At 41.7% G+C, this 20,867-nt stretch carries 14 protein-coding genes and 1 pseudogene; 4 read left to right on the top strand and 11 right to left on the bottom strand.

Annotated elements, in window-relative coordinates; all coding sequences use genetic code 11:
- Window positions 1-18 precede the first annotated feature (18 nt).
- The gene (locus AC2TF5_RS14330) at window positions 19-990 is read right to left on the bottom strand and encodes an alpha-L-fucosidase (protein WP_491297726.1); all 972 of its coding nucleotides are present in this window, start codon (window positions 988-990) and stop codon (window positions 19-21) included.
- 714 nt (window positions 991-1,704) lie between these two features.
- Between AC2TF5_RS14330 and AC2TF5_RS14325 the strand changes: the two genes are divergently transcribed.
- The 3 genes from AC2TF5_RS14325 (at window position 1,705) to AC2TF5_RS14315 (ending at window position 5,854) form a co-directional block, all read left to right on the top strand.
- Entirely contained in the window at window positions 1,705-2,799 is a 1,095-nt protein-coding gene (locus AC2TF5_RS14325; RefSeq protein ID WP_491297724.1) for a lactonase family protein, read from the top strand.
- A gap of 878 nt (window positions 2,800-3,677) precedes the next feature.
- Window positions 3,678-4,793 (top strand): helix-turn-helix domain-containing protein, encoded by a 1,116-nt coding sequence (locus tag AC2TF5_RS14320; protein ID WP_491297722.1) that lies wholly within the window; start codon window positions 3,678-3,680, stop codon window positions 4,791-4,793.
- 137 nt (window positions 4,794-4,930) lie between these two features.
- Window positions 4,931-5,854 (top strand): alpha/beta hydrolase family protein, encoded by a 924-nt coding sequence (locus AC2TF5_RS14315; RefSeq protein WP_491297721.1) that lies wholly within the window; start codon window positions 4,931-4,933, stop codon window positions 5,852-5,854.
- A gap of 311 nt (window positions 5,855-6,165) precedes the next feature.
- On the opposite strand, the pseudogene AC2TF5_RS14310 reads toward AC2TF5_RS14315, so the two are convergent.
- From AC2TF5_RS14310 to AC2TF5_RS14275, 8 genes and pseudogenes are all read right to left on the bottom strand, one after another.
- Window positions 6,166-6,646: pseudogene (locus AC2TF5_RS14310) on the bottom strand (NUDIX hydrolase).
- A gap of 166 nt (window positions 6,647-6,812) precedes the next feature.
- The gene (locus AC2TF5_RS14305) at window positions 6,813-7,337 is read right to left on the bottom strand and encodes a GNAT family N-acetyltransferase (protein WP_491297719.1); all 525 of its coding nucleotides are present in this window, start codon (window positions 7,335-7,337) and stop codon (window positions 6,813-6,815) included.
- 353 nt (window positions 7,338-7,690) lie between these two features.
- A complete protein-coding gene (locus AC2TF5_RS14300) occupies window positions 7,691-8,587 on the bottom strand; it encodes an AraC family transcriptional regulator (RefSeq protein ID WP_491297718.1) in 897 nt (298 codons plus the stop codon).
- A 145-nt stretch (window positions 8,588-8,732) separates the two neighbouring features.
- Window positions 8,733-9,680, bottom strand: a complete 948-nt coding sequence (locus AC2TF5_RS14295) for a phosphotransferase family protein (RefSeq protein WP_491297717.1) — start codon at window positions 9,678-9,680, stop codon at window positions 8,733-8,735.
- Window positions 9,681-10,609: 929 nt separating this feature from the next.
- Entirely contained in the window at window positions 10,610-12,088 is a 1,479-nt protein-coding gene (locus tag AC2TF5_RS14290) for an Lsa family ABC-F type ribosomal protection protein (RefSeq protein WP_491297716.1), read from the bottom strand.
- Between the two features lie 541 nt (window positions 12,089-12,629).
- Entirely contained in the window at window positions 12,630-13,118 is a 489-nt protein-coding gene (locus tag AC2TF5_RS14285; RefSeq protein ID WP_491297715.1) for an imm68 putative immunity domain-containing protein, read from the bottom strand.
- 657 nt (window positions 13,119-13,775) lie between these two features.
- Window positions 13,776-14,843, bottom strand: a complete 1,068-nt coding sequence (locus AC2TF5_RS14280; protein ID WP_491302890.1) for an extracellular solute-binding protein — start codon at window positions 14,841-14,843, stop codon at window positions 13,776-13,778.
- Window positions 14,844-14,887: 44 nt separating this feature from the next.
- Window positions 14,888-16,702 carry an RNA polymerase sigma factor gene (locus AC2TF5_RS14275; protein WP_491297714.1) on the bottom strand — a complete coding sequence of 605 codons (1,815 nt, stop codon included), beginning with the start codon at window positions 16,700-16,702 and terminating at the stop codon, window positions 14,888-14,890.
- 550 nt (window positions 16,703-17,252) lie between these two features.
- Between AC2TF5_RS14275 and AC2TF5_RS14270 the strand changes: the two genes are divergently transcribed.
- Window positions 17,253-18,266 carry a copper amine oxidase N-terminal domain-containing protein gene (locus AC2TF5_RS14270; RefSeq protein WP_491297712.1) on the top strand — a complete coding sequence of 338 codons (1,014 nt, stop codon included), beginning with the start codon at window positions 17,253-17,255 and terminating at the stop codon, window positions 18,264-18,266.
- Between the two features lie 313 nt (window positions 18,267-18,579).
- On the opposite strand, the gene AC2TF5_RS14265 is transcribed toward AC2TF5_RS14270, so the two are convergent.
- A complete protein-coding gene (locus AC2TF5_RS14265; protein ID WP_491297710.1) occupies window positions 18,580-19,728 on the bottom strand; it encodes an ABC transporter permease in 1,149 nt (382 codons plus the stop codon).
- Window positions 19,728-20,822, bottom strand: a complete 1,095-nt coding sequence (locus AC2TF5_RS14260) for an ABC transporter permease (RefSeq protein ID WP_491297709.1) — start codon at window positions 20,820-20,822, stop codon at window positions 19,728-19,730. The genes AC2TF5_RS14265 and AC2TF5_RS14260 overlap by 1 nt, the downstream gene beginning before the upstream one ends.
- Window positions 20,823-20,867 lie beyond the last annotated feature (45 nt).

Genomic DNA, 20,867 nt, shown 5'->3' with positions numbered 1-20,867 from the left:
GGCATCGTTTCGGTTAATCTACTGTCGATGCAACCAGTTTGTAGGAATTGTTACCAGATCCTCTGGTTTTCGGTATCTTCCTCCGATTTCTTTGAACCGCTCGATGATATTGGCGTCCAACAGCCCATGCGGATTCGGTGCGCCATTTAATAAGAATGTCACGTTATGGCTGTTCGCATCATGTATTTTGTCTAAGACCCAATCCGTCGTTTTAAGATCCATCGTCGTATCCGTTGCTCTCCAGAACCATGTATCCGTCAAAATATTGCAACTGGCGCCCGGCCCCTCGAAAGAGTCTTCAATTTCCTGTCCGGCAGCATTTTCGTAGAATACGATATCGGTATGATCCAGATTGGATTCACAGCTTATATTCATCAGGAGGCAATTGGGTTGCAATCCCTTCACGAATTCATTTATTTCTTCGAAGGGAAGGTCCTCGTACTTCGGTCCTCCCCAATGGGCGTTCCAGCCGTCAATGATGAGAAACGGAATATCGCCATAACCTGTCAGCAATTCTTCGATTTGGTTTTTAATGAACTGCTTATCTGCCGGTGTGCATTTCTTACGACCGATCTGATGGTGCAGATCCAGCATCGAGAAATAAAGACCCGCCTCAATTCCTTCCTGCCTGAACGCGTCAAGATATTCCTTGACGACATCCCTTTGGCTGGTTGCATTTCGAATACAGTGCTCCGTATACTGTGTCGGCCACAAGCTGAAGCCTTCATGATGCTTGGCCGTCAGTGCGGCGAAGCTCATTCCCGCGGCTTTGGCAGCTTGTGCCCATTGCGTACAATCCAGTTGGTCCGGATTCCAGTCTGACGGATTGAACGGGAACCTGCGCGGCTCATCATGATTCTCGTGTCCATATTCCCAGTCTTTCATCTCCGTGTCTGCGAACTGGAAAGTAGCGCTGTTAAAGTGTATAAACATGCCGAATCTTTGATTCACGAACCATAACTGTCGTTGTAGCATAACCTGGTGATCCATATCACTGCCTCCTCGAACTGTGTTAACTCATCCTTAGATGATATCTACCACTGTAAAGGATTGCACCCATGGATTCATCGGTCTACGGCGACATCCTATCGTACGATTTCTACTATATCTTACCTGCGGTAACTCGATCCTTCTTGTAATTGACCTAAGTTCGCTTGCACCTTCAGGATGCCTTTACGCATCGTTCCTCTCACGATTCATAGATGTAAGTGCGGCATTCTTATCCATGATCTTGGCTTGCTATCCATTGTTTCCCTCACGTAAATGGTCATGAGCTCTACATCACCAAGGTAAGCATAGTTTTGTTTGCTGTCTTTATTGTACAGCCACTGGAATCCGTTTTTCGTGGCGCTTGTGGAACCGGAGATCAGAACGATCGTTTTACAGCTGTCAGCAATTACTTTAGTGATGTTAAGCTTTTCATTCTTCTTTTCAATAGCCAGGTTGATATCCTGTTGCTTTTGCTTGCCCTAAGTAATGATGAAATCTAGCGCCCATGCTAACGCTTGTCCATTTTAGGTTCGCGTAACTTCAATGCAGGATTTGAGCTTAAGTATGTTTCTTCATAGGCAAAGCGGAATAGGGAACGAACAAAACGGCCCCACAGACTTACTGCGGGGGTATTGTTCTAAGCTCAGATGAATAATATTAAACGAACATAATCCAAGGCGGAGAAAAGAACTACTCGAAGGAGGAAGTCATTAAATGCCGACATCAATTCGAACGAGCATGGTTTACATTATGACCAATATGGAAGTAATGAACGAAGTCATTGCTTTTTACCGGGACATGAATGGAATGCTCACCTTTACGGGTCACTACCCGACATATGGAAGAGGTACTGGTACAAGGAAAGTTTCACCTGCAACAGCAAACGATGGAATTGACCCTCTTGTGTCACAAGGATCACTGTCTTTATCCCGTGATGGTCGTTTCTTATTTGCAGTTAATGCAGGCAGTAATAGTATCAGTAGTTTCATCATTACCGACAGCGGAGGACTTGTTCTCGCCGATGTGAAGCCATCGGGAGGTGCTCAGCCAAATAGCGTAAATGTATTCGATAATCTTCTTTATGTTTCAAATGTGGGTAATGCCGCCAATAATTTTGCATCCAATATCACCGGTTTTCGCATAGAGGATAATGGACGTCTTACTTATATTCCGGGGTCCACCCATTCGCTAAGTACGATCAATGCTCAGCCTGCGCAGGTTTTATTCACTCCAGATGGCAGTAAAATCGTTGTAACTGAGTTAACTACAGACCGTCTCAGTGTATTCCATGTACATAAAAATGGTACTGTTACAGGACCGATCATTAACGATTCTAATGGTACGAGACCGTTAGGCTCTTATTTCCTATCCTCAGGAATCCTTTTAGTTACGGAAGTAGCTTCTAGTGCGCTGTCATCATATTCATTGAGTGACAACGGGCTGCTTAATGTTATCAGTGGCTCCGTACCGAACGGCCAGAAGACAGCATGCTGGGTTGCAATTTCGAGGAATGAACGTTTTGCATATACCACAAATACCTTAAGTGGCACAATATCCACTTACCGTATAGATGATAGCGGAGTTCTAACGGTACTCGGGCATATTACAAGTACACCAGTTGGCGAACATACTGGTATACCAATAGATGCTGGAGTAAGTAAAGATGGACGCAATTTTTACACCCTAAACGGGAATCAGGGCACAGTCTCAGTATTTCATATCCAGGATGATGGAAGTCTAGTCAGATTGCAGGTTGCCGCATCGACTAACTTTCCATACTTTGGATCGCAAGGTTTAGCTGTACTTTGATTCTGGTGGGTCCACCCGCTTCTATTCAATCATGTTCCCAAATATTCTGACCATTTAGCCTTTCTTTCGTTCCCCCTCCTATTTGTGTTGAGTTGGTTTTCTATATATCGTCGCAAGATAAATAGGAACACACGCCAACGTTGTGCCCCTTCTCTTAAGAAAAAGCACCCGATGGTGCTTAAAGTTTCTTCTCATTATTCTGATTTTTTCGCCCACCCTTTATTCGACCCTTAGGCTGAGCAATTCCTGCATATATTACTTAACTAATCGCAACAATTAAAGAATGATAACAATCCATCACGACTCCTCCCTCCGGATCGCCGGTAATTAATTTATGAATACACAGAAAACTTGGCAGCCTTGTGTTAAATGAAATTAAGTAGTTCCCGTTCGAAAAGAGACGAATGTTATATTCCTAAAATGATCAATATGTAAAAAAGCCCACCAACCAATTAAGGTCAGTGGGTATATTCATGGCTTATTTCTCTTCTGCTTTTTCAAAATAAACGATTTCACATAATCGAATGTGATGCATTTTTCCATCAACTATAAGAGCTACGTGATCAATGAAAACATCATCCAGAGTACCTACCAATTTGCGAGCTGGGAATGAGGTATAGGCTTGGGGATAGCCATAATACACAAATCTATTCAAAAGTAAATTCTATTAAAGATTGGATGCATTATACGCCATCTTATGAACTTCGTAATTAAATTCCAATACCTTTTTTAAAGCTATTGCTTTGGAAAGAATGCAATGAGCTGATTTATAATACATATTATGTTTCCTGATGGTTGATTTTTTTGACATAAGTTAACGACAAGTCGCTTGGAAGTTGACTTTGTGAACCGTAAAATAATTAGCGGAGGTGACGTTGATGAAAGAAATCAATCTAGCGTCGGTCATTGTAGCAAAACGCAGAGAAAAAGCAGTCACGCAGGATGCGGTTGCTGCATATATCGGTGTTTCCAAAGCGTCTGTTTCTAAATGGGAAACGGGGCAGAGCTGTCCCGACATCACATTTCTCCCACAGCTTGCGGCCTATTTTAACATCAGCATTGACGAGTTGATGGGCTATTCCCCGCAAATGGAGCAGGCGGACATCGCAAAGCTCTACAACCGGCTGGCCGATGACTTTGCTTCCCTCCCTTTTGATGAGGTAATCGCTGAATGTGCGACTATCATCAAAAAATATTACGCCTGCTTTCCGCTCCTGTTGCAAATTGTCAAGCTATACACAAACCACTTCACACTGGCGGGAACACAGGAGCAAAAAGAGGCGCTTCTTAACGAAACGGTGACGCTATGTGAGCGGATTCAGGCAGAAAGCGGCGATGTGCAGCTTTCCAACGAAGCGGTTTTGTATCAGGCGGTTTGCTGTCTGGCACTAAAGAGCCCGCAGCGGGTCTTAAATTTACTTGGGGAAAGCGTCCGACCCATGACACCAAAGGGCGTGTTAATTTCACAGGCATATCAGCTTATGGGCAACATCGGCAAAGCTAAAGAAACCTTGCAGGCTGAACTGTATCAGTACGTAATGTCGGCCTTTCAAGGGTTGCTGAACGTCCTGCAAATAAATATTGATAATATCGAAAAAGCGGAAGAAGCCTTTCTGAGGGCGACAGATTTTGCACGGATTTTTAATATGAAGCGGCTAAATCCAAACAATGTCGTCCTGCTTTACGCACTAGGTGCTCATATGTATTGCGCAAACAATTTCCCCGAAAAATCGGTTGAACTGCTTGGAAATTATGTGGATACCTGCGTGGGAGGATTCTTCCCCTTCGAGCTTCATGGAGATTCCTTCTTTGACCTGATTGACCCGTGGCTGAATGATTTCGACGTAGCCGCGCCCCGCAGCGAGCAGGTAATAAAGGAAAGCATGATGCGGGAGGTACTGATGAATCCAGCGTTCGATTCGTTGCGAGAAGACCCCGAATATCAACGGCTAGTCCAAGAAATGAATAATTTCTTAAGAGGAAACGGACAATGAAAAAAATCATCAACTGGAAACTGTTTTTCCTGCTTGTTGCCGTGTCCGCCGTGGCGGGCGTAATGGTTCTGCCGTTTACGTTCGAGCTTGCGTCGCTGTTCATATGAGTTCGTACAAATTAATTGGAGGTCATGGATATGAATGAAAAACTAATCATTGGCAAAGAAACGAAATACCCTTTGAATGGAATTTTGTCGCTGCCGAAGAATTGCTCTTCAAAAGTTCCGGCTGTGGTATTGGTGCATGGCTCTGGCCCTACGGATATGGATGAAAAAATCGGAAATAATTACCCTTTTAAAGACCTTGCCGAAGGTTTGTCGGAAAAAGGAATTGCAGTGCTGCGATATGACAAGAGAACATTCGTATATGGCAATCAGATGAAAAACGATACTGGAATATCAGTTAAAGAAGAAACCATTGAAGATGCCATCCTTGCAGCTGATTTTTTACGAAAAGATTCACGTATTGATTCAAACAAAATATTTATTATTGGTCATAGTTTAGGAGGGATGTTAGCTCCACGAATTGATGCAGAAGGTGGAAACTTTGCTGGTGTCATTATTATGGGTGGGTCTCCACGTAAATTAGAAGAAATTTTGATGGACCAAAATAACGATGTTTTAAACTCGTTGAATAAGTTTTTGAAAATGATTGCTAAGAAACAAATAGCAGCATTATCATCCAAGTTTGATAAAATCTATAAGTTAAGTGATGAAGAAGCAAAATCAACTGTAGTTTTGGGGAAATATTCTAGAGCCTTCTACTTCAAAGAAATGGGTGAACATCCATCTATTAATTATCTTAACTCAATAGATAAACCAGTATTAATTTTGCAAGAAGATAAAGATTTCCATGTATCAGTAGAAAAAGATTTTAAGGCTTACAAAAATTTATTGGGTGAAATGCGAAATGTAATGTTTAAACTTTATCCAAACTTGAATCATTTGTTTATGCCAGCTGTTTACGGAAAGATATTAAAAATGAAAAAAAAGTATAAAGTTGCACAACATGTAGATAAGCATGTGATAAATGACATTTCCGACTGGATTCTTTCGGTTTAGGAAATATATAAATTCTAGTGGGCAATATTAATAAATTACGTCACATTGTAAGCCCCCAATCAAACAATGCATATAAACACGATGCGCCTTCTGTTACGATGAATGTAGCCACTTTTATGTCAAAATCCTACAATGTGATCATTTTTTTGCATTTTCTAATGACACAATTATGGCTACATAAAAAATAAAAAAGCCCGATAAATTAGGCTTTTCAGCTTTATTAAATATAGACACTTTTGTGTCATTAGACAATTTGTTTTAGTATTTCACTTAATTGTATCTGTACGTGTGGAGGAATTTCCTTCCAACCATTAATTGTCCTTTAGCGGAATGGAAAATTCAACATAAAAAGGATGAAGTTCTTCATTCAAACAAAGCTCAATTCTTTGCTTGAAATTTCCCCAATTTACCATCTCTAATGCTGTTTCGATTGGAAAAAATCCTACTTCTAAAGACTCAGGGGTAGTTGTTAATTCACCTCCGACTGGTCTTCCTAAAAATAAAGTGTTACAAATACTAGCACTTACATTTTGAAAAACACCACAAAACTTAGTCACTTCTATAATCTATACCGCTCTCTTCCTTTGTTTCCCTTATCGCTGCATCTTTCAATGATTCACCTTCTTCAACCTGCCCTCCTGGCATTTCCCATCCTCGTCTAGGTCCTTTTATCAATAATATTTCGTTACGCTCATTAACTACAATGGTTGCCGCAGAAATTATATGTTTTGGAGCCACTTCATCGTCCTCCCCCTTATAAATTAACAAAACTAGACTACCACCATTTCCCATTACTGTAAACTGCCCTGCCCGTTACTTTAATGCGAAGAGGGAGCAGCTGCCGCGGCAAACTGCTCCCTGGATCGTTTCAACTAACGTTTCCCGTTAGCTTAATAAACACGTCAAATTCTTTGAATAATTGGCTTGGTTTCATTAAATCTACACCTGTATTTTATATCTATTTCCACTCTTCCTTTAGAATAGCGTAAAAGTATTCGTCCCACCATTCTGTACCCTTCTTAAAGTTGGCAGGCATACACTTTTTAAAATGAGCTTCTCTTCTCATACCAATCTTCTCCATAATACGATAAGAAGGAATATTCTGTGGCTGACAAGTAGCGATTATTCGATGGACGTTCACTTCTTCAAAAGCGTACTTAACAATTGCTCGTGCTGCTTCCGTTGCAAACCCTTTATTGTTGTAATTCGGATGTAACACCCAACCAATCTCATAAGTATTCTCGCCATACCATTGATGAAAAACCATATGACCAATAAGAGCATTTCCATCATTTAATATTACAGCGAATTTTTCTGAATTTTCATTAGTGTTATTATTCACAAAATCTTTCGCATCTTGTTCAGTAAATATCCCGTCAGGTAAATATTTCATAACATTACTGTCAGATGTATATTCAAGAACAGCTCGCCAGTCCGTTGATTGAAACTTACGTATTGATAATCTTTCTGTTTTTAAGTGCATTCATGTTCCCCCTTGTAATGATTATGATAACAGTCAAAAGATCTAAGTTAACCCACCCATAATATCTCCTCCGACATCGCATAATTTATTCAGCTAGAAACATCCATCTGTATTATTTTACAATATTATTGTGTTTATAGATGTACAAAACAAATATAGGATTCTTACCCAATCTATTTTCGAAAAAATGCTTCATCATGCACAACTGCCCGTTAGTTGAGAAAAGAGGCTGCCATATGGCAGCCTTAAAGCATTCAACTATCGTATCCCGTTACTTCAATGATCCCTCATACGAAACAGAGACGGTATTTATCCATCTATTGATGATCCAACGCTCTGTTTGTCTTCATCATTCAGGAAGTTTTTCGTACCGCGAACCACAATTCAACATAATTAAGGCCATTTCTGCCGCCATAGACTTCTAATTCCATCCCATCGACCTGCTCGTATCCTGCTGTTGGAAGCCATTCTGAATAAAAGCGGTGGTATAACGACTCGATGGAATCATTAAATTGATCCCATGTAAACAGTTCTGATGGGAATATAGCCCACGTGTGTGAAGGGATCGTGATTTCCAAATATCCATCCGTTTTACTGGAATCGCTCTTAAATGAACACAGCATATACGGAAACGTATCATTTTCGGTTTTTCGATAGCTGCACACTGCATGCACTTTATACAAATCCTTACTCAGATATACGGGCAATTCACCCGCATTGGAAGTGAGTCTCTCTACCTCGCCATTGGCATGGCATTGCTGCCATAATCCCCCCGGTGTAGTCGGTCCATCGCCATCTCCGCTTGTCTGAAACACTCTTTCAATGCCAAATACTTGGAAAGATTCCTTGGTTTCGATCCGATAATTCATCGCCTCAACCCCTTTGATTGAAATAAGAAAGGAAAGCCGTGGATATGCTTTCAACGCGACGCCTTCTTGACGAGCCGTAGTTGGATTGACACCATGCATCGATTGAAAAGCTCTTGCGAAAGAAACCGGTGAATCGTAACCGTACTTAATGGCAATATCAATCACTTTCGCATCGCTATTCAACAAATCAATCGCTGCAAGAGTAAGCCGTCTGCGTCGTATATATTCCGCCAGTGTAACATCCGTAATGAAGGAGAACATTCTTTGAAACTGATAAGACGAACAGCATGCTTGACTTGCTATCTCCGTCAGGTCGATTTCTCCGGATATATTCATTTCGATATAATCCAATGCCCGATTCATCCTCGTAAGCCAATCCATTTCTTTCCCTCCTCTCAATCGAAGTATAGAGTAACAGCGACTTTGTATCGCAACTTTTTATGCACAAGTAAGTTGGCATTATTTCCTCTACATAATTCGGCAGGGACAGAATTAACTCCTTTATTAAACAAAACTGCCCGTTAGCTTATCTAATGCCCACTACCATGTCCAAGTATTTCTTTAAGTCATCTTTAGCGTGTGAATTACTAGTCCAAGCTCCTAAATTCCAACTCATATATCTAAGTCCTAGGTAGCGAGAGGCGATAGCATACATTTGATTGAAATGATTATCAGGAAATTCTATATTTTTAGCAGCCAATAACTTCCTATAATCCTCGATTTGTTCCGAGGTACAACAACGCAGAGGGATATCTAGAAATAAAGAGCCATATCTAGCTTCTTCCCAATCAATAAATATTACATCAGTATTGTTATGTACCAACACGTTTCCTGGATTAAGATCGTTATGAATTAATGTTTGGCTGTTCTCATCATTTATTACGTATTGTATATCCTTGAAAATCGTATTCGCTACACTTTCCACTAATGGGATGTATTCCCCGAAGATGTCTGTAAACTGTTTGTTTCCCTTAGCTGCCTGCCATTGGGGTTTCCACCGCTCGTATATCATCTTCTCGATATGGAGGCTGTTTACTTCAGGTAACCATGAAAGTTCTTTCCTTTGACCAAAGTTAGAGATGTGAATGTGTGATAATGCCTTCGGTTCACTCTTCTGAAGTAACCTAATATTTATGTTTCTATAGTCCGTTTGATAATCAACATCCTGTATACAAATAAGAGACCTCTCATCTACTTCAGAACCATATGGCAAAGAAAAAGGTACACTTGCTTTTTGTGAGTAAAGCCTTGTCAGTACCTGCCGTTCTATCCTGGTTGCATGTTTTGAAACAAGAGACAACTTCAATGTTTCGTCAAGTATCTTTATTAGTACACTATGGCGCATTAACTCAACTGCTTGTAAGCCCATATTAATAGGCGTGCTATCAATGCTTAAAACTTCTGCTTTAGGATCTATAAATTTCTTTACAATCTCTTGTACCAATTTTAGAAGATTATTATTTATTAACGCCAAGTTACTCACCTAATCCTAAGATATTTTACCGAATTATACCGTAATCTAGGCTTCAGTGTGAGAAGAATTTTAGAGCCTTTGCTCCACTAACCTGCCCGTTACTTTAATTAACATCATAGAGAAGTTATCCTTGAGGCAGATCCAAAATATCTCGTTCCCGTTAACACAATTTTCTTTTTCATAATTTTAGATCGCTCTTCACTAAATCCAAAGCTACGGCTATTTTAATCTGATTCGTTCTACTAAGTCCCTTAATCAAATTCTGTATTGAATACACATCTACAATCGGAGCTATTTTATCATCGTAGCGATCCAATTCAATCTTAATAACTGAGTGTGTATCTACAAGAAAAGTGATAATATCTTCCCCCTACTCAGGTGTCCAGTATAAGATGTACGCTGTTTTCATTGCTGGAAAGGTCTCTCTAATAATGTTTAAAAACCGTCGCATGGTTATATCATCGAAAAGACGAATTTTTGAGGCTTGTAATTCTTTTCTGTACGCCTGTTCTGTAATAGTTCCTCTAAGTTTCATAACTTGTCCTACTTTCCTAAAAATGCCGACAATTATTAGTACATAGTACATTACTTATTCATGACATTTCCACGGTGACTTGTAACCGTTGTGTAATATCCTCTGCGGAGCGTGTAATCCCACCATCAATATAGGGCAAATCACTTGATCTTCAACCTCTCCACTCCTCTAATCCGTATCAAAAAGCATGCTTTTCGAAACAGACAATAGCTTGTTTGAAACCCTGCTTTACAAGAGTCATATCGCCTATCAAGAACTTAAATTAAAAAAAGATAAATTAAAGGACATTACATATTAGTTATATAAAATATGTAATGTCCTTTTTGATTAAACAAACGTACCCTATAGTTTAATAACCTGATTTACTGATTATATCTTCAATTCTCATATTCAACTACATAGATATAGTTTTTGTTGCAACTGTTTGTTGGAATGCCTGATCATGCTCTACAAAAACCATTGTTGGGTTAAATGTTTGAATAAGCTCTTCAATCTGCATGCGCGAATAAATATCAATAAAATTTAACGGTTCATCCCAAATATATAGATGAGCCTTTTCACATAAACTTTTGGCTATAAGCAGCTTTTTCTTTTGTCCACCAGAATAATGAGATATGTCTTTCTCGAATTGTATTCGGTCAAAATCCATCTTGCGTAAGATAGATTTAAATAATGATTCATTAATCTCATGTTCTTCAATGAAGTCCGATAATAGTCCCTTCAAATGAGAAGTATCCTGCTCAACATAGGAAATGATGAGGCCAGAACCTAAATTCATTGAGCCGGTATGCTGTATCGGATTTCCTAAGATTAGTTTTAGGATACTACTTTTTCCGCTTCCATTCTTTCCATCAAGTACAATTCGGTCACCTTGTTCAACTTTAAAGCTAATTGGCTTATTCACTATTTGGTCATCGTACTTAACAGACAAGTTAGACAACACAATCAATTCTTTTGACTGAAATTCCAATGGTTCTAATTTTAATGACTCGGTTTTTTCCACATTTTTTAGCAGTTTTGACTTTTCTTCAATAGCTTTTTGTTGCCTTGATTCAATATTCTTTGCTCTCTTCATCATCTTTGCCGCTTTATGTCCTACAAACCCCTTGTCCAACTTAGAACCTGAATTCGTTGTCCCATTTTTTGAAGCTTCCACTTGATTAGACCAACCTGCTGAACGTTTTGAGGAATCTTTTAATCTCCCGATGTCTTTTTGTAGACGCTCATTCGTTGCCTCTTCATGTTCCTGCTGTCTATCAAAATTTAACTTCCATGAAGAATAGTTACCACTTTGAACTTCAATATTCGCTCTATTGATCGAGAGGATATGGTCAACGCATCCATCTAAAAAGATTCTATCGTGTGAAATTAAAATAAACCCTTTTTTCTTCTTTAAATAACTAGAGACAATCTTACGTGCCTCAGTGTCTAAATGATTGGTAGGCTCATCGATTAATAGGAATTGGCCTTCATTCAAAAATAGTGCGGCAAGCAATACCTTTGTTTGTTCTCCATTTGATAATGTTATAAATGGCCGGTACATGACCTCGGCATCAACATTTAGATAGGATATTTCACGAAGAAATTCCCAATCTTCTGCTTGGGGGCAAATTTCTTCAAGGATTTCATAGGTATACTTATTTTTATCCGAAACTGGATAAGGAAAATAATTAAATTCTACCGAAGACGTGATTTTCCCACTATACTCATAATTCCCTAATAACAGATTAAAGAATGTTGTTTTACCTCGTCCATTTCTACCGATAAATCCAAGTTTCCAATCCGTATCTATCTGAAAGTTTACGCCTTCAAAAATATTGTCAAAGCTGCTTGGATAAGAAAAAGTTAAGTCTTGCACTTGTATCATTGACATGTTAATTCCTCCGTATAAGTTTGATAGATATTAGCGACTTATACGGAGCATTACATGTGTAACGATAGTGTCTGAATTACTCATTTCTTTCTCCCCCTTATTTAACAGATAAAAAATATCAATCTTTCTATGAGAGAATAAAAAAATCCCCCCAATTTGTAATTGGAAGGATTAGTCTTTCACTTAACTCAAATAAGTTCGTTGTTACCATCAGAATCATGGTTATTCAAGTGAAAACTGATTTATAAAAATGGATAGACTAACCCTATATTTTGTAGTTTGAAGTTATTCATTTCAAATAAAAATATAGATTAGTTAATCATTGTCCATCATCAGTCCTCTCATATAAGTACATTAATATTAACAATTTTTTTAGTAGAATACAATATCAGCATCAATCTCCCTTCAAATTACTAATTGTTGCTCTTTTGATAATTTCCATACAATTGACCACAGGCAGCATCTATATCGATTCCAAATTGACTTCTAATGGTCACATTAAAAATCAGCAGACCTCTGCATACTGGAGAACGTAAGCAACTTATAACAGCTCAACTGCGATCATTTTTGCCGTTTCCGCAAGCTCCCTCATATCATCGGCCGGAACAAGTTCGGCTAAATCGTAAGCCAACGGATTACGGGAAAACTTGTACAATTCATCCCGAAGCAGGTTTCTTTTTTCTTCGGAGGCATCAATATAAAGTTTGCACGGCTGCCTAGCCTCATCCAAATCATGCAAATCGACATAGCCTGATTTAAGAGACTCCAACACAATGGCTGAAAGATCGATTAGAGCACCGCAGGCAATATCAAGTTCTGCCCGAAACATGCCGTTAGCATTTTTTATATCAAATCCAATACCTCCGCCGTTTTTCAAGTCTCCCTCGGAAAGCAGAACATCGAAACCCAAGTCCTTTAAAATCTGATTGAGCGTCACATCCGTTGAGTCCAATTGTTCCAAATAGTCTATTAATGCCAGCGAATCATCGGAACCGCCAATTAAATCTCCCCACCATTTGCTTATATACATGTTCTTCTCCCACTTTCTTTTAGGCATTGTAATTTTCCAAATAAGATAGTTTCAGTATACAAGAGGTTATAGGCTTTAACTACGCTTAATCTCCCAGAAGCATATTTATCAATGCCGCTTCAACCTATATCATCATTTTCGGCTTTACCACTATTTGTGGTGCGGTTCTCCGTGCTATCTGTAACGGTAAGTATTAAGGTCATCCTTTACGGGTAGCCCTTTTTTTGAAATACATATCTCAATAGTCTCAAATCTACTAACGGATAATTTCCGTCTTAAAAGTTTATTTTTGAGAATCAAGAATAAACATAGATGCATCATGTCCCATGAATATTTTACTTCCATTATAAAAAGTTTTGGATTGAAAATCTGCAGCAGTTCATTCATTCTTGCACCTGAGGATGTTATAATGTCGAATGCAAATCTGGCGAACATTCATGTCAGGTAAAAGGTTCGATTTAAATTAGGATGTTGTCACTTGACATCTCTACGTTAAGAGTTAGTTTTTAGGGCCAGCCCATTGCGGGATGGCCCTTTCTAATTGAACTACTTTTTCCAGAATTAGCTACATGTTTTTAGGTGCTTCTCAAGATGATATTTGAAACGATCCGTTGTTGCTCGACATAGCTCAATCCGCAATACCTTTCACCTTATAAATTATGCGAACCTCGTCCATGACCGCAGCGTTTGGGACACATCAGCACCATCGAGAATCATCCTGTGGATGTCTTCGTTAATGAGCTGGCGTGACGAATTCCACTTCTCGCTTAGGTAAAACCCGCTTGGCCGTACACGGTCGAGCTCATCCATGTAACGCGACCAAAGGTGGTGCTCGGTCAGACCGCGGTCCTTCGCCTGAGCGCGTGTAATCGGAAGAGGCCAAGAATGCCGAACAATGAGATAATGATGTAGAAACTCCCAGGCTAGACGAGGGTTCTTCGACTTCGAAGTAACACCGGCCGCGCCCATGTAGATCATATTCGACGGATCGCCTCCCTGCATTTTCGGTAGACCAACCACCCTGAACTTGTCGTCGATCTTGTGATAGATCAAATCGCCGGTAAACCACATAAACCCGAAGATCATCGCAAAACCCTCATGAAGCTGACCCGCTTCGGAAGGTTCGTCCGGCTTACGGATAATGCCGTGTACACGATACGCGTCGATCACTTTGCGGAACGCGTCAATGGTTGCCGGACTATCGACATACCCCCTAGCAGTCGATCCATTCGGAGATAGATAGCTTCCGCCATTACGAAAAACAAACGGCTCATACCACTCGATATCTACACCGATGCCAAAGCCGAACTGCGAAGCAACGCCATGCTCATTGCGGATCGTCAATTTTTTACCCATCTCGATAAAATCGTCCCATGTTAAATCCTCGGTCGGATACGCCAGTCCGGCACGATCAAACATCTCCTTATGATAGACAATAAGCGGGATGCTGACGTCCACCGGCAGTCCTGGCAGCAAACCGTTGTGGCGGGCGACCCTCATCGGACCTTGGTATAGATCCTCTTCGAGCCCGTCGACTTCTGCGACATAGGGATTTAAATCTACGAACATGTCTTTGATGTTGAACAGCGACCATCCGCCCGACTCGATGATATCCGGCGCCTCGTCGGATTCATAGGCTTTCTTCGATTCGAAGTGATCGGTCGATTGCTCGATCACGACTTTTACGTCAGGATTCACCTGTTCGAACGACTCCTTTGCATCCATTACCCTCTGCAAATGTTGAAACTCCGTCATAAACCGCAACTCTTTCATTGTCTGCTCCCCTCTTCCTCAGCCATTACGGCGATAATGTTCTCCATATAACCAATCGCGGCGCTTTCGAAGGCCTTGGCTTTCTCCAACTGTTCAACGCTAACTTCACGCATGTCCGGAGATAGAATTTCCGATGTCCGGATGAACGGCACGAGCTTGCAGAGTTCAGCCATCGCACTTGCGGCCTGCTCATAGGCTTCTGACGCCAGCAACGCCAGCCGCTTCGCCTCTTCTTCAAGAGGTACGCCCCGTAGGTAAAGCGCAGCATAACGCTTCGTTTCGGTATATACCGCGGAGAGTTGACCCATCCCGTAACGGTTCGGCGCAATATGCGGGTTACGCAGATGGCCAATCCAGCGATCATATGCCGCCAACCCGGACGTGTAATTCAAGTACGAGGTTCGTGGTCGATATGCGCAGCCGTGCTTGGCGTAGGTGATTGCGAAGTGTATCGTCTGCAGCGCTTGCTCGCGGGCTGCTGTCTCCCTAAGTCGCCTTACCGTTTCTCCTGATGTCTGTTCCAACTTACTGCCGATACCAGCTAGAAACCGGACAGGATTGTTTATCACATCGTCGTAAGATAGCGTTTTGCCTTCCGGCCGAATCGGATCGGTGAGATGAACAAGTCTTACCCAATCGTCGTAGCCATAGATAACTGACCATTCATGCACATAGGGCCTAGTAACCAGCGTATCAAAGTACATAACCGGCTTCCCGGCGTCGATGTGTCTGCGGATGAACGGAAGTACTGCTTCCTCAATCGGGAGCACGATTGGGAACCGTTCCACCGCCCCGAGCAGCGGAATGGGTGAATCTGCCAGTTGACCGCAGAGCATCGAGATCTCATAGCCGATTTCTCTCATCAGTTCTTGCAGCGTAGCTCCCCAGTCAAACACGTAGATGCCGTCGGCGAACGTCGTTTTATCCGAGAGCTTCATACGGAATGCGAAGGTGGACAATCCCATGAGTTCTGCAGCTTCCCATCGGTCGCCTTCTGAAATGAGCATTCGACCAACGCTGTCTACGAACGTCGACATGACTGGAGGCTCTGCTTGCCATGGCCGCATCTCAATTAGTTTATGTTTTAACAATCCGCTTCCTCCCTTCTTCTCAGGCAAAAGGCCTAACGAGACGCGAATATGCTCCTTCCGAAGCTTCTGGCGAGAGCGGTGGATATACGTATAAATCGAGCCAGTCGTCATTCGATACATTGCGGCGATCTCATCTGGACTCAATTGTCGGAAGAAGTAAGCTTTGAAAATATCTCGCTCTTTGCGGTTCAAGCAATGTAACAGCGCATGAATCGTCTCGTATAGTTCCTTGCGCAAAAGGTGCTCCGCCGGGTCCTGCTCCCTCATCGCAGCATCTGTCGCCGTACGTGCTAGATGGTAGAGGATGCTGTCTAAGTCCTCCCAGTTAACCTGTGAGTCGTTAGTTTCGGGGGAGGAGATGGATACGAATGGCCGTTCATTCCGGTGTGGTCCGCCCCGACGTAATCGCATGTTCGCTTGATTACGAACGATACGGTAAAACCAAGGCAGAAAACGACTCGTATCGACGAGTGTGCCCATATGCATGAATGCACGTATAAGAGCATCCTGTACTACGTCGTCAGCCATGTGGGGATCCCCTGTCAACCGCTCCGCTAAGCTGCGTGCTTTATCGCGATGCTGCTCGATCAATTCGCCGAACGCCTCGGTGTCCCCTTGCTGCGCTCGCTCCACCAGCGACTGATCCCGATCGAAGGACGCCATCGATATTGATTCTACCTTGTTAGCTGTACTTGCCCTATCTTCCGCTTCGAATGCCATGCTTTCCTCCTCGCGTCTCTTCGCCCTATTTATTTAGATGCCGCCCGTTCGCTCGATTTGAACACAATTTAAAATTTATTTTGTGTGAGTCAGTTAACTAGAGAAATTATATTCTGCTAAAGCTCTTAATTATCCTTTAATGTAGCGCTTATCTGCTTAATAGTTGAAGGGCTGCCACACGGCAGCCCTTCGGCATTGAACTATCGTGTCCCGTTAGCGCAATGACCTAAGGTTTCTACACACTGTCTGGTCTGTAACGGCAAGAGAATACAAAAAAGGCTGCCTCAAACGTCATCTTGGATGACTTTTTGGCATACCGTAATCACATTGAAATCATCATCACAGTACTTTCCCCAGTACTAAAGCACGATGCTACTATGACTGCTACTAAAAAACAAAAAACTAATCTTTTAATCTTACTGATTCTTACCACTAATATCACCAAATACAAGTTATTGGTATATTAAGTTATATACTCCATAATAATTTGATTTTCTAAATTTAATAGTTATAATTAACTGAAAATTGAATAGTTTAGGAGAAGAGAAAAATGTTTAAAAGATTAAATTTTGTTTTACTAGCTTTCATTACGACAACTCTATTTTTTACATCTTATAATACTGCTAGTGCTAATGATACTATTAAAGTATTTGTAAACACTAAAGAAGTAGTATTGGATCAGAAACCTATAATAAAAAATGGCCGCACTCTTGTGCCACTTCGATATATATCTGAATATTTAGGTAATGATGTAAAATGGGATCCGAAAAAGAAAGTAGTTACTATTGTTTACTCTATCGAAAACATTAACTACACTGTTACCTTACCAATTGGTCAAAAAACGGCTACTAAAACTCCCAGCTCTTATTTGTATAAATACAGTCAAGAAGATGTAGTACATATTCAATCAGATGTACCTAGTCAGATTATTAATGGAAGAACTGTTGTCCCCTTAAGATTTATAGGTGAATTGCTTGGTATAGATGTCCGCTCAGATTACCAAAACAAAGATATATATATTTCTAGTTTAGGCGTGAACTTAATCCCATCTGATTTTGAAAAGGATGTTTATGATAAAGAATTGCGTAATGTGAGAGATTTTGGTAAGCCTACAGTCAATTATGAAAAATTCCTAGCTCTTGATGCTGATCATTTCAACTCAATCGATCTTGATTATCTTTTTGCTAAAAAGCCTAGTGTTGACTTATTTGGAGCCCCAGAAGCTTTCCGTGATGGCTTCAATGAAATTATAATATCAGGGCCCATTAAAACAAATTATCTAAATATGATGATATATAAGGGAAAGGATCTACCCATTTTAAGCTACCCAGATGTTACAGCTGAAAGTACTGCTACTATTAAAGAAGGCATGACCTATGATGAAGTAGTCAAAATATTTGGTGGTCCTGGAGTATTATCAGGTAAAGGTACTCTTCGAGAGGAATACAAATGGGTATCGTCCACAGAGAAGGGTGAAGCGTATATCACATTTGTAAAAAAGGACACTTCTCTTTATGTCACACCATCTCCATATAGATCGTATTCTTGGGAAAATAATTATTGAGTTTGACAATTAAAATTCATACTGTTTCTAACGATCGCAATCCAACTGAATACTAGATACTTTTATTCAACTACAATCTCTTCAAGAAATGGCTGATCAATATGGAGTAAGCATCTCTGTGGTCAAATCATGGAGAAGCTCTGCGCGGTTGCTTATATTAAAGGATTAGGTTTATCTGAATTAAAAATTGAATTTGATGTTTGGGCTGCAGGTTAAAACTCAAATATGATTTCCTTTACGCAAAACGTGCCTCAGAAGCGATTCTGGAGGCACGTTTTTTTATTATTATTTTCTTAAATAGTAGGCCATCATATCAAATAAACGAGTGCATCTCTCTGTTTCTTCCGAATTTATAAGCGGCTGTCAATGCTAGGACGAGAGCAAAGGCGAGTAGAATTGCCAGATTCAACAGCACGCCGGATGCCGGCTCTCCCTGCTGCAGCCGACTGACCGTATCCAATAGCCAGTATTGCGGGAGAAAATGGGCAGCTTGCTGCATTAACGCTGGCATCGTTGCGATCGGAAATAAACATCCGGCCACCAGGCAAGTTGGAATTATGACCATAGTCTGTATCCCGCCCGCCACCATTGAGCTTGATGAGAACGCTACGATGGCCAAAGCCAGACTGACCGCCACCAGGGCAAACAGACCAAGCAGCAAGAACATTTGAAGAACCGGTATTCCTGAATCAATATGAAAGAACCGGGTCATAACCGCTAAAGTCACAGCAATCTGGATCAGCATGACGACAACGTTCACAATGATGTTGGCTGCCACGTATGCGCGACCCGTGACCGGTGCGGCAAACACTCGGAAATAGGTCCGGTTTTCTTTTTCCTTCAAAATCATCCCTGACAAATTGACGGCTGAGAACAGCATGAGCATGACCAGGTAGCCTACCGTTTGAGCCGACTCTTGGTGCTGAACGGAGCGATCCTCCACCGTTTCGACCGAGAGTCCGGATTCTGCTTGAAGATAGCTTTTGTACATCTGGTCGAACTTTGCCTGCTCCCCTCCGGACGATCGGCCGATGGACAAGAGATTCCCGATATACGCATTCAAATACGACTTGATGTAAGCTGTGACTTGCGAGCCTTGAACGGATGTTAGGCCGACGTTTGCCGGTTGTCCGGACAACATACTACCTGTAAACCCTTTAGGGAATGTTAACACCGCATCTATATTCCCACTCGCCAGGAGCCCCCCCGCCTCCTCCGACCGCATTTCCCGAACTTCCACCTGATCAAGCTTGCGGATATACTCCACCATATCCACAGTTACCGCCTGACCGTCGTCGTGATTGACCACGCCGACTCTCAAAGGGCTCTCTTCGGAGCCGCTGTAGATTGACGAAGCCAACGCTATGCCAAGAACCGGTAAGCATAAATATAACAGCATCATTTTATAGTTTTTGACTGTGCTTAACGCCATCCTGCGGACCAGCCAGATCATCTCTCTCATTACAACCCCTCCCTTCTTCTCATTAGGACAATTGCCAGAGCAAGCAGCAGTGCCGAACATCCCAGGTTAAGCATCATGGCCGGAGGCGCCGCCTTAAGGTTCCCCGCATAAATAATTTGCAAAATAGCATCATTGGACCAATGCAGCGGAGAATATCGGGAAAGGAAATTCATCATTCCCGTCGTTTGATCGACCGGCGTATAAGCCCCTCCCACAAACGCTGCCGCTTGGATAACGATCATAAGTACGCTTCCAGCTGCGTTGCCCTTCAGGCAATAGCCTACGCCGAGTCCAAGGCTGAGCGCCAATACAATTTCAGTTAATAAGACAAGGAAAACAAGCCACAGATGTTCTCCCCAATTCACACCGAACATATATTTGCTGAGCAGCACGATAATTGCGACAAATATTGCATTAAGCACGAGTGTCCCGACGATTTTCCCTGCGAAAATTTCTCCTTTCGTGATCGGCGATGCTAACAAACGGAGCTCGGTATGCCTGCTTCTTTCCGTTTCGATTAATTGCCCAGCCGTTAAGGAGCTGTATAGGATGATCATGGTTGTAACCGCAACGGCAAAATAGTCCAAGCCCCCGGGCTGTCTAACCGCATCGACCGAAGCTTCGGTCACATAATTTCCATCTGGTGCGAGAAGATCGGTCTCTACTATCGTCAATCTATAGCGATCCGCCAGCGCTGCCAATAAGCCCTGAACGATACCATTTTCCATCCCGTTGCCGCTGTTGCCGTAATAGCTGATTCCGTCATCAACGATTCGCGCATAACCCGTATAAAGACCATTTTGCACATCCCTGACGACATCCGTTTCCGTTCTGCTCGTAACCTCTTCAAATCGGATGCCGGAGGTTTCCGCTTCCAGCAGAGAAGCCTTCCATTGCGTCTCTACCATTCTACTATTGCTGTCACAGCTATATATCACGCGTATCGGATCGACCTTCAAGGTTCCATGGAAATTACCGGAGAACGCTGTCCCCAAAATGAGCATCAGCAGAACAGGTGTCGCCAACATAAACAGCAGCATTTTGATATCCCTAAATACCTTCAATTCTTTCCCGGCGATCCGCAGAATGTTCATTCGTTCCGCCCCCTTCCTCTTTCGTATTCGTAATATGGCCCTTGA

Source organism: Paenibacillus sp. JNUCC 34, from assembly GCF_058269055.1.
The sequence above is the reverse complement of the archived record's forward strand: the minus strand, read 5'-3'. Positions and strand labels throughout refer to the sequence as shown.